At 71.7% G+C, this 10,610-nt stretch carries 9 protein-coding genes; 3 read left to right on the forward strand and 6 right to left on the reverse strand.

The window, feature by feature from the left end:
* Positions 1–14 precede the first annotated feature (14 nt).
* From G3573_RS05765 to G3573_RS05775, 3 genes are all read right to left on the reverse strand, one after another.
* Positions 15–3,146 carry an efflux RND transporter permease subunit gene (locus G3573_RS05765; RefSeq protein ID WP_163260003.1) on the reverse strand — a complete coding sequence of 1,044 codons (3,132 nt, stop codon included), beginning with the start codon at positions 3,144–3,146 and terminating at the stop codon, positions 15–17.
* On the reverse strand, positions 3,146–4,243 hold the full coding sequence (locus G3573_RS05770) for an efflux RND transporter periplasmic adaptor subunit (protein ID WP_163260005.1): 1,098 nt from the start codon (positions 4,241–4,243) through the stop codon (positions 3,146–3,148). Before G3573_RS05770 ends, G3573_RS05765 begins: the two co-directional genes overlap by 1 nt.
* Positions 4,244–4,334: 91 nt before the next feature.
* Positions 4,335–5,045 (reverse strand): aquaporin, encoded by a 711-nt coding sequence (locus tag G3573_RS05775; RefSeq protein ID WP_163260007.1) that lies wholly within the window; start codon positions 5,043–5,045, stop codon positions 4,335–4,337.
* A 170-nt stretch (positions 5,046–5,215) separates the two neighbouring features.
* On the opposite strand from G3573_RS05775, the gene G3573_RS05780 reads away from it, so the two are divergent.
* Together G3573_RS05780 and G3573_RS05785 are read left to right on the forward strand one after the other, a co-directional pair.
* A complete protein-coding gene (locus G3573_RS05780) occupies positions 5,216–5,593 on the forward strand; it encodes a hypothetical protein (RefSeq protein WP_163260009.1) in 378 nt (125 codons plus the stop codon).
* Positions 5,594–5,852: 259 nt separating this feature from the next.
* Positions 5,853–6,491, forward strand: a complete 639-nt coding sequence (locus G3573_RS05785; protein ID WP_163260011.1) for a response regulator transcription factor — start codon at positions 5,853–5,855, stop codon at positions 6,489–6,491.
* On the opposite strand, the gene G3573_RS05790 is transcribed toward G3573_RS05785, so the two are convergent.
* Positions 6,481–8,745, reverse strand: a complete 2,265-nt coding sequence (locus G3573_RS05790; protein ID WP_163260013.1) for a PAS domain-containing protein — start codon at positions 8,743–8,745, stop codon at positions 6,481–6,483. The two genes, G3573_RS05785 and G3573_RS05790, sit on opposite strands and share 11 nt — an antisense overlap.
* Positions 8,746–9,019: 274 nt before the next feature.
* On the opposite strand from G3573_RS05790, the gene G3573_RS05795 reads away from it, so the two are divergent.
* The gene (locus G3573_RS05795) at positions 9,020–9,424 is read left to right on the forward strand and encodes a DUF202 domain-containing protein (protein WP_163260016.1); all 405 of its coding nucleotides are present in this window, start codon (positions 9,020–9,022) and stop codon (positions 9,422–9,424) included.
* A 9-nt stretch (positions 9,425–9,433) separates the two neighbouring features.
* On the opposite strand, the gene G3573_RS05800 is transcribed toward G3573_RS05795, so the two are convergent.
* The gene (locus tag G3573_RS05800) at positions 9,434–10,072 is read right to left on the reverse strand and encodes a DUF4136 domain-containing protein (protein ID WP_163260018.1); all 639 of its coding nucleotides are present in this window, start codon (positions 10,070–10,072) and stop codon (positions 9,434–9,436) included.
* A 48-nt stretch (positions 10,073–10,120) separates the two neighbouring features.
* The coding region (locus G3573_RS05805) for a hypothetical protein (protein WP_163259957.1) at positions 10,121–10,610 on the reverse strand (490 nt) is incomplete at its 5' end.

A 10,610-nucleotide genomic window follows, 5' to 3' on the forward strand; every position in this document is an offset into this window, starting at 1 on the left:
AGGAGGGGACCCTCTCAGCTACCGCGGTTCTGAGCAAGCCGATCCTCCGGCGAAGGCGGTTTCGGCGGCTTGCCCTGGTCGGCGAAGCGGCGCTCGAACCAGCCGACGATGCGGGTCTTGATGTCGTCGACGAGGGTGAACACCACCGGCACGTACAGCAGGCTGAGGAAGGTGGAGGTGATCAGGCCGCCGATCACGGCCACCGCCATGGGCGCGCGGAACTCGACGTCGGCGCCGAGGCCCAGCGCCACCGGCAGCATGCCGGCGGCCATGGCCACGGTGGTCATCAGGATCGGCCGGGCGCGCTTGTGGGCGGCGTCCATCAGGGCGTCGTGGCGGTCCATCCCGCGCTTGCGGGCCTCCAGCGCGTACTCGACCAGCAGGATCGAGTTCTTCGCGGCGATGCCCATCAGCATGAGGATGCCGATCAGGGCCGGCATGGACAGGGTCCGCCCGGTCAGCAGCAGCAGGCCGAAGGCCCCGCCGATGGCCAGGGGCAGGGCGGCCTGGATGGTGAAGGGGTGGGCGAAGCTGCGGAACAGCAGCACCAGGACGGCGTACATCAAGAGGATGCCGGTCGAGATGGCGAAGACGAAGCCCATGACCATCTCGTTCAGGTTCTCGACGTCGCCGGCCGGTTCTTCCTCCACGCCCGGGGGCAGGTTCTTCAGCGCCGGCAGCTGGTGCACCTTGGTGTTGGCTTCGCCCAGCGTCAGGCCCTCCAGCTCGGCCTGAATGGTGGCGGTGCGGCTTCGGTCCAGGCGGTCGATCTGGGAGGGGCCGGCCCCGAAGTGCAGGTCGGCCACCGCGCTCAGCGGCACGGCCGGTCCGGCCGAGGTCGGCACGCGCATGTTCTCCAGCGCGCCCAGGTCGTCGCGGTCGCGGTCGTTCAGACGCACGCGGATCGGCACCTGGCGGTCGCCCAGGGTGAACTTTGGCAGCACCTGCTCGACGTCGCCGATGGTCGCGACGCGCACCGTCTGGGACAGGTCGGCGGCCGACACGCCCAGCCGCGCGGCCTGGTCGGGCTTGGGCGTGACCAGGATCTCCGGGCGGGCGAGGGCGGCGGAGTTGACCACGTTGGTCAGGCCCTGCATGGCCCGCATCTCGGTCTCCACCTTGCGCGCGGCTCGCGCCAGGGCGTCGCCGTCGTCGCTGGTCAGGGCGATGGACATGCTGGGCGTCGAGTCGGCGCCGAAGCGGATGCGCGCGCCGGGGATGTCGCGGGACTGCTCGCTCAGCTCCCGCTCGATCTGCTGCTGGGTCAGCTTGCGGTCGCCCCGGTCGACCAGGTCCATGGTGATCGAGGCGCGGCGCACGTCGGCCAGCGCGCCGCCGCCGCCTCCGCCGCCGGTCGCCGCCTGGCCCGAGCCGATCAGGGCGTAGACGGTCTCCACCTCGGGACGGGCCAGCATGCGCCGGGTCATGGTCTGCACGACCGCGTCGGTCTCCTGGAGCGTCGCGCCCGGCGGCAGCTCGACCGAGACGGTCGAATAGCCCTGGTCGCCGGCCGGGATGAATTCGCCGGGCAAGAGCGGCAGCAGGCACAGCGAACCGATGAAGACGGCGATGCCGGCGCCCATGGCGATCTTGCGGTGGCCCAGCGACCAGTGCAGCGCCTTCAGATAGCGGCCCATCCAGAACGGGTCGCGGTTGGGCTCCTCGGGATGGGCGCGCAGGAGGTAGGCGCCCATCAGCGGCGTGAGCAGTCGCGCCACCACCAGGGAGAACAGCACCGAGACGCAGGCCGCCAGCGCGAACGACTTGAAGAACTGGCCGACCACGCCGCCCATGAAGCCCACGGGCGCGAACACGGCGACGATGGTGAAGGTGGTCGCCACCACCGCCAGGCCGATCTCGTCGGCGGCCTCCAGCGCGGCCGGGTAGGGCGCTTTGCCCTCGCGCATGTGGCGGACGATGTTCTCGATCTCGACGATGGCGTCGTCGACCAGGATGCCGATGGTCAGCGACAGAGCCAGCAGGGTGACCACGTTGAAGGACTGGTTCAGCGGGGCCAGCACGGCGAAGGTCGGGATCAGCGACATGGGCATGGCCACCGCCGCGATCAGGGTGGCGCGCCAGTCCCGCAGGAACACCCAGACCACGATCACCGCCAGCAGGGCGCCCAGGCCCAGCGCCTCCATCGAGGCGTAGTAGCTCTCCTCCACGAACTGGACGGTGGAGGTGACCTCCTCGATCGTCACCTCCTTGTGCTTGTCGTCCAGCGCCTTGACCGCGTCGCGCACCTTGCGGGCCAGCGCGACCTCGCTGCCGTCGCGGGTGCGCAGCATGGAGAAGCCGACCACCTCTTCGCCGTTGAAGCGGGCCCGGCCGCGCGCCTCGGTCCAGGCGTCCTCGACACGGCCCAGGTCGCCCAGCCGCACGCTGCGCCCGCTCGGCAGGTCGATGCGCATCTCGCGCAGCTCGTCCATGCTGCGGGCGCCGCCGAGGGTGCGCAGGGCCCGCTCCTCGCCGGCCAGCGTGGTGCGCCCGCCCGGCAGGTCGGCGTTGAAGCGCTCCAGCTGCTGGCTGACCGCGGCGGCGGTGACGCCCTGGGCGGCCAGGCGGTCGGCGTCCAGCTCGACGCGGATCTCGCGCTGGACCCCGCCCTCGCGGGTGACCTGGGCGATGCCGGGTATGGCCAGCAGGGCCTTGGACACGTCGTTGTCGACGAACCAGCTGAGCTGTTCGGGGTTCATGCCCGGCCCGCGCACGACGTAGGTGATCAGCGGCGAGCCGGTGATGTCGATGCGGGTGACGGTCGGCTCGGGCACGTCGGCCGGCAGGTCGGCGCGCACGCTGGAGACGGCGTTGCGCACGTCGTTGGTGGCGCGCTCCAGGTCGGTGCCGAGTTCGAACTCGACGGTGGTGACGCTGACCCCGTCGCCGACGGTGGAGCGGATGTGGCGCACCCCGTTCAGCCCGGTCAGGCTGTCCTCGATGATGCGGGTGACCTGGGTCTCCAGCTCGTTGGGCGCGGCGCCCGGCTGGCCGGCGGTGACCGTCACGGCCGGGAATTCGACGTCGGGGAAGTTGTTCACCCGCATCGTCATGAAGCCGGCGACGCCGGCGATGGTCAGGATGATGAACAGCAGCGCCGTCGGCACCGGATTGCGGATGGCCGAGGCGGAGATGTTGCGGAACATCAGGTCCTCGCCGCCGTCGGGGCGACGCCGATCCGCACCCGGTCGCCGTCGGCCAGGAAGCCCGCGCCCTGGACAGCCACGCGCTCGCCGGCCTTCAGCCCGGCGGTGATCTCGACCCGGCCTTCGGCGCGGGCGCCGGTGGTCACCGAGCGGAAGTGGGCCCGCTCGTCGGCGCCGACTACGAACACGCCGGCCTTGTCCTCGCGATAGACGACGGCCGCGAGCGGCACGGTCAGGGCCGGCTGGGCGCCCACGTCGATACGGGCGCGGGCGAACATGCCCGGGCTGAAGGCGGAGCGGGCGGGCAGGGCGACGCGAGCCAGGCCCAGCCGGGTCTGCGGGTCGACCTGCGGGGTGACGATACGGACCGAGCCGGCCACGGTCCCGGCCTGGGCGGCGGTGACCTGGGCGGACTGGCCGGGGCGGACGAGGCCCAGGTCGGCCTCGGGCACCTCGGCGTTGAGCTCGAGCCGGCCGTCGCGCACCACGCGGAACAGCTCGGTCCCGGCGACGACGATCTGGCCCTTCACCACCGCGCGCGCGCTGACCAGGCCGGCCACCGGCGCGCGGATCACCGTCTGGTCGAGGCGCGCGGCGGTCTCGGCGCGGGAAGCGATCGCGGCGGCCACGTCGGCCGAGGCGGTGCCCTGCTCGGCGGTGCGGGAGTCCAGGTCGGCAGTGCTGAGATAGCCGCGCCGGTTCAGCTCGCGCGAGCGCTTGAGGTTGGCCTCGGCCTCGGCCAGGCGGGCGCGGGCGCTGGCCACCGCGGCGGTCTGCTGGCGCAGCTGGGCCTGCAGCACTTCGTCGTTCAGCTTCACCAGGGTCTGGCCTTGAGAGACGTAGTCGCCCTCGTCGACGTTGACGGCGACGGCGGTCAGGCCGCCGGTCTCGGCCGCGACGGGGATTTCGCGCCAGGGGGCCACCGTGCCGGAGGCGTCGACCGTGCGGGGCAGGGCCTCGCTGCGGACGGCTTCGGCGGTGACGGTGAGGACGGCGCGGGGCTCGGTCTTCTTCTCTTCGCCCTTGTGGCAGGCCGAAAGCGCCACGGCGATCAGGGCCGCCGTGACGCTCCAGCGAAGGGTTCGAAGACAACGCACCTGGTTTACCGTCCCGGCCCGGCGATCACTGAAGCTGATCGCTCAACGACGCCGAGCGGGGGCGGTTCCGGCGAAGGGCGGAGCCCTCCGGTCAGGCGTGGTGCGCGGCGGAGGAGTCGATGCGCTCCACCTTGGACTTCACGACGGTGGTCAGCAGGCGATAGCGGAACAGCAGCGCTCCTATCCCCGCGCCCAGCGCCGGGGCGACGAAGAACAACCACAGCTGCTGCAGGGCCTGGCCGCCGACCAGCACCGCCGGACCGAAGCTGCGGGCCGGATTGACCGAGACGCCGGTCACGTGAATCCCGACAATGTGGATGACCGCGAGCGCGATGCCGATGGCCAGGCCGGCGAAGCCGGTGACGGCCCAGTCGCTGGTCGAGGCCAGGATCACGGTCACGAACAGGGCGGTCATGACCGTCTCGAACAGGAAGGCCGCGCCCAGCGGATAGCCGCCGCCGTAGTCCGGGCCCCAGCCGTTCTGGCCCAGGCCGCCCGCGGTGGTGCCGGCGATCCCGAGCAGCAGGGCCGCGCCCGCCAGCGCCCCGGTGAACTGGGCGATCCAGTAGAGGCTCATGTCGCGCGCGCTCATCCGGCCGGTCAGGAACATGGCCAGGCTGACGGCCGGGTTCACGTGACAGCCGGAGATCGGGCCGATGGTGTAGACCATGGCCAGGAGGGCGAAGCCGAAGGCCAGGGCGATGCCGAGTTGGCCGACCTCCTCACCGCCCAGGACCGCCGCCCCGCAACCGAACAGGACGAGGACGAGCGTTCCGATGAACTCCGCTAAAAATCGGCTCATGAAACAGCCTCCGTCGAATGCGCATTGGGATTCGCGCTTTGGGAATAATGCGCAGGGACGCGCGCCGTTCGCTCCGGAGAACCCCTGACGCCGCCTCAGGATCGGCCCGATAACAATCGGGCTGGCGGCTCCCCACCTCCTTGTCCTGTATGGCGTTGGTGAGCGCGTCCATGCGTTGGTTGCTTACGATTGGCGTCCTGGCCGCCGCGGGCTGGTGGCTGGCGCGACTGGCTTCGGCGGTCCCTCCGGACGCCCTCGAGCCGCCCGGCGTGAGCTGGACCGTGTTCGACTGCGACGGCGACCAGCGTTTCGCCGCGCGGCTCGGCGAAGGCGGCACCGAGGTCTACTTCCCCAACGGCGAGCATGCGGTCATTCCCGACGGCGGCAGCCGGCCCTATGCGGGCGGGACGCTGTCCGTGGACGGCCCCACGACGGTCTTCGCCAAGGGCGGGGCCCGGATCGACTGCGAGGCCCGTTCCGCGGCCCTGGAAATCGAACTGGGGCCGCCGTCGGCCCCGGTCGCCGCGCCGCCCGACGTCGTCGGCTAGGCCGCGGCCTGCCGGGCCCCGAGCGTCTTGGCGCCGGGCGTCTAGGGCGAACTTCCAGCCTGCGTCAGGAGGACACCCGATGCCCGGGGCTCCCGCGATGTGGTCTCGTCGATCGTGGCGGTCGTCTTTGGCGACGACGCCATTGGTTGCAGTCGGCGGGCGAGGGCTGAACGTGTTCGAGAAGACCCCACGGCGTGAACAGCAGCCAAATCGGCTCTCGGCTGGTTTCTCTCACGAGGCCGAACCGAGGTCCCCTTTGATGACGCGCATTCTCATCGCCGATGATCACGAGGTCGTCCGGCGCGGCGTGCGCGCGGTGCTGGAGGCGCGCCCCGGCTACGAGATCGTGGCGGAGGCCTGCGACGGCGGCGTGGCGGTCGACGAGGCGATCGACAAGAAGCCCGACGTCGCCATCCTGGACTTCTCGCTGCCGGTGCTGAACGGCCTGGACGCCACGCGCAAGATCCGCTCCGGCTCGCCGCACACCGAGATCCTGATCTTCACCATGCACGACAGCGAGACCATCATCCGCGACGTGCTGCAGGCGGGCGCGCGCGGCTACCTGCTGAAGAGCGACGCCGACACCCAGCTGGTCTCGGCCGTCCAGGCCCTGGCCCGCCACCGGCCGTTCTTCTCCTGGCGGGTGTCCGAGGCGCTGCTGGAGGACTTCCTCGAGCGCTCCGAGCATCACAATCCGACCGGGTCGCTGACCCCGCGCGAGCGCGAGGTCGTGCAGCTGATCGCCGAGGGCAACAGCAACAAGCAGATCGGCCGGCTGCTGAACGTCAGCGTCAAGACGGTGGAGACCCACCGGGCCTCGGCCATGCGCAAGCTGGGCGTGTCGTCGACGGCCGACCTGGTGCGCTACGCCGTGCGCAACCACCTGGTCATTCCGTGACGTCTTCCGTCAGGCCGCGAGCCGGCTGAATCGGGAAGATCGCGCGCACCATCGCGCCGCGACGCCCCCGGCCGATGTGCAGGGTGCCGCCGCACTCGGCCACGCGCGCGGTCATGCCGGGAATGCCGACGCCCAGGTCCGGGCCGCCTTCGAGGCCGCGTGGGAAGCCTTCGCCGTCGTCCTCGACGGTCAGCAGCAGGCGGTCGGACTTCAGCTCCAGGGTCAGCCAGGCGCGGGTCGCACGCGCGTGGCGGTGCACGTTGGACAGCGACTCCTGCACTACGCGCAGCAGGTTGCGCTGGATCAGGTAGTCCAGGCCGTCCACGCCGCTGGAGACGTTGAGGCTGATCTTCAGGTCCGAGCGGCGCGAGAAGCCCTCGACGAACCGGCGCAAGGTGTAGCCCAGGCCGTCGGCGCCGAGGTTCGGCGGATGCAGCAGGTAGCTGAACACCCGCAGCTCCTTCTGGGCCTCCTCCAGCGAGGCGCGCACGTCGCCGATGATCGGTTCGACCCCGTCCAGGTGGCCGGCGATCTCGGCCAGCCGCGCCACGCCCAGGCTGAGCGCGACCAGGTGCTGGCCGGTGGAGTCGTGCAGCTCGGCGGCGATCTTGCGCCGCTCGTCCTCCTGGATGGCCAGCAGCTGCCGGGTCAGGTGGTTGACCGCCAGATGGGCCTGGTGGACCTCGGTGACGTCCTCGTGGGCGACCACGAAGCGGATCTGGCCGTCGTGGTCGAAGCGCGAGACGCGCAGCTGGAACCAGCGCGGCGGCGCGGTCTCGACCCGGTAGGTGTGGTAGAAGCTGCTGCGCTGGCCCGCCTGCATGGCCTCCAGCCCGGCCAGCACCCTGGCCGCGTCGGCCGAGGTCGGCGCCGCGGCCCGGCAGGCCTCGACATAGCTGACGCCCACGCCCGCGCCGCCGACCCGGTCGGTGTTGCGCTCGGCGAAGCGGCGCCAGGCGCGGTTGACCGCGATGACCACGCCCGCTTCGTCCAGGATGGCGACGTGCGCCGACAGGCTGTCCAGCGAGCGCTGCAGCAGCCACTTGGTCTCTTCCAGCTCGCGCCGGCGCAGCCGCGCCTCGGTGACGTCGCGGAAGAACACGCTGGCCCCGCCGGCGAGCGGATAGAGGTGCAGCTCCATCCAGCGCCCCGGATAGAGGGTGGAGGCGACCTCGCCATGTTCGGGCCGTTCGGTGTCCAGCACGCGGGCGACCGCGTCGATCAACTCGGACGACTGGCCGAACCGCTCCAGGAAGGGGATGCCGACGAAGTCCCGGCCGATGGGGTCGGCGAACCAGCGCTCGGCCCGCGGGTTCGCGCTCGTGACCCGTCCGTTGTGGTCGAGGGTGAAGTAGCCGTCGGTGATCCCGGCGAGCAGGCTCTCGAGCTGGCCGTTCAGGCTGGCCAGTTCCTCCGCCGAGCGCTTCACGTAGTCGATGTCGGTGGCCGCGCCGAACCACTGCATGCCGCCCTGGCCGTCGGGCATGGCGCGCGCGCGCACCAGATGCCAGCGCCAGCGGCCCTCGGCGTCGCGCAGCCGGCACTCGTACTCGAAGGGCGCGAGCGGTCCGCGGACCTCGCGCCAGACCTCGCGCACCGCTTCCAGGTCGTCGGGGTGCACGACGCCGATCCAGCCGTCGCCGAGCGCGGCTTCGACGCGGACGCCCGTCCGCTCGGCGAAACGGCCGTTCAGGTAGGTCAGGCGCCCGCGGCCGTCAGCGGAGAACAGGACGTCAGGCACGGTCTCGGCCATGGCCGACAGGCGCGCCTCGCCCTCGGCCAGCGCTTCGCGGGTGCGGACGTGCTCGGTGATCTCCCGCCCCGAGCCCAGCAGGAGGACGATTTCGCCACGCGAGTCGCGGATCGGCACCAGGGTGGTCTCCCAGGTGCGCTCGCCGGTGGGCAGGGTCAGGGTCTCCTCGTAGCGCAGCGCTTCGCCGACGCCGACGCAGGCGCGGTAGCGCTCGCTGACCGCCGCCGCCGCGGCCGGCGGCAGGCAGTCCTCGGGACGGCGCCCGATCAGGTCCGTCGCGCACAGCCCGGTCAGGCGCTCGTGCGCCGGATTGATGCCGCCGAACAGGAATTCGCCGGCCGGCGTGACCCGCACCGTGAACAGGGCTTCCGGCGCCAGGGCCCAGTAGCTCTCGTGGACCGGCGGCAGGTCTTCGATGACGGCGCCGGTGCGGGGGAAGGCGGATGTCCGTCGCCGATCAGACTTCGCCGTGGGGGCGGCGGCCGGATTTTGTGAGTTCACGCCTGGGGGCTTTACAGTTCTTCGGTAAAGCTTGCGGCCTTCAATACCCGTGTCGGCCATGCGTACTGTCTCCAACCCTAGCAGAACAACCGGCCGTGATCCGTATTAGTGCTTAAGAGCACTCTGATTGGTCTGAGAAGCTGTGGGGGTGTGTCCGGGTTCCGTTCCGGTCGGCGCACGCTCAGGGCGCGCTCGGGCGCGGGCCGGGGAAACCCTGATTGGCGCCCGCCGGGCGTGCGCCTATTCCGGCGGGTGTCTGCGCGAGAGGCCGGCCGTGACCGACGCGAGCGAAGCGCGCAAGGAGCAGCCGGCCCATCCGCGCCGCGTCTCCGAGCACATGGCCAACGAGCGCACCTACCTGGCCTGGCTGCGCACGTCGGTGGCGCTGATGTCCTTCGGCCTGGTGCTGAACCGCTTCGCCGCCGAGCTCGCCGCCGTGCGAAGGCTGGCGGGTCAGCCGGGGCGTTCCGGCCTCGGCTTCCCGGCCGAGCACGTGGGGGTGGGCATGGTCGTGGCCGGAATGATCCTGATCTTCGGCGCCGCCATCCGCTACGCCCAGGTCCGGCGCGGCATCGACACCGGCGAGTACCGCCCGCTGGTGCGGGCGGTCTGGATCATCGCGCTCGCCGTGCTGGTGGGCGGGGCGACCTGCCTGGTGTGGATCTACCGGCGCGGCTAGGCGCGGGGCCTAGGGCAGGGCGTTGCCGGGGAGGTCCTTGAGGATCTGCTCCGCCACCCGGTCCAAGGCCTCCTGGGTGCCGTCCTGCTTGCCGAACACCGGGGCGGTGTACAGCGCCTGCCACACCAGCCGGCCGGTCGGACGGTCATAGACGTCCACCATCAGCGAGCCGGACGTGAAGGTGGTCGAGGCCAGGGTGGTGGTTGGCGCGCCGTAGGCCCCCCACGCCCAGCCGGGGGCGTCGCAGCCGCCCGGGCCGCAGTTCACCCCGCCGGGGCCGCCGAACCCGGCGCTGCCGGTGACGCGCGAGACGGTCTGGCCGGGGACGACGCCCTGCATCACACCGATGCGGTAGGCGATCTCCAGCTGGGCGTCGGAGTTGGCCGAGGCGTGGGTGTAGCCCTTTTCGGTCAGCGCCTTGTCGAGCGCCGCGCGCATGCGCTTCTGCAGCTCTGGGGTGTCGATGCGCGGATCGCGCGCCGCCGCCATTTCGTCGGAGACGTTCTTCCAGGCGTAGGCCGCGCCGGGGGTGACGCCGGTGGAGTCGGCGGCCAGCACCTTCACCTCGGGGGCGGGGTCGCCGCCCGTGGCGCATCCGGCCAGCCACAGGGCGGCGACCGCGGCGGTCGCGAAGGGCCTGAGTTTCATCGTCGATCACTCGCGGTCGGGGCGCGCCTGAGCGCCGGGTTGGGGCGCTTAGTAGGGCGGGTTCACCACCGTGTACTGGACCGAGCTGCCGTAATACTGCGGCTGGTACCAGGTGCCGCCGCAATACGAGTAGCTGATGCCGGTGTAGTAGATGGACTGGCAGGACGGCGGCACCGAATAGACCACCGAGCCGATCGCCGCGGCGGTGACCGCGGCGGCCGTGCCGTAGGCCACGCCGCGCGCCACCGGGTGGCCGTACCAGCCGCCGCCGTAGCCCCAGTCGTTGTCCCAGCCGCCGTCGACGTCGACGTCGATGTCGTTGCCGATGTTGACGTCGCCGTTGCGCACGCGGTCGCGGTCGACGTTGCGGTTGCCGCCCTGGTAGCGGTCCCCGCCCTGGACGCGATTGCGGTCGCCGCCGGCGTAGCGATCGCCGCCGCGGTTGATCTGGCCGCCGGCGCCGCCAGCCGCTGGGCGCTGCCCCGCCTGAGCGCGTCCGCCGGCTCCGGCCTGGGGCCGCTGGCCGCCGGCGTAGGCC

The sequence above is a fragment of the Caulobacter sp. 17J65-9 genome, from assembly GCF_010975005.1.
GTDB lineage: Bacteria > Pseudomonadota > Alphaproteobacteria > Caulobacterales > Caulobacteraceae > 17J80-11.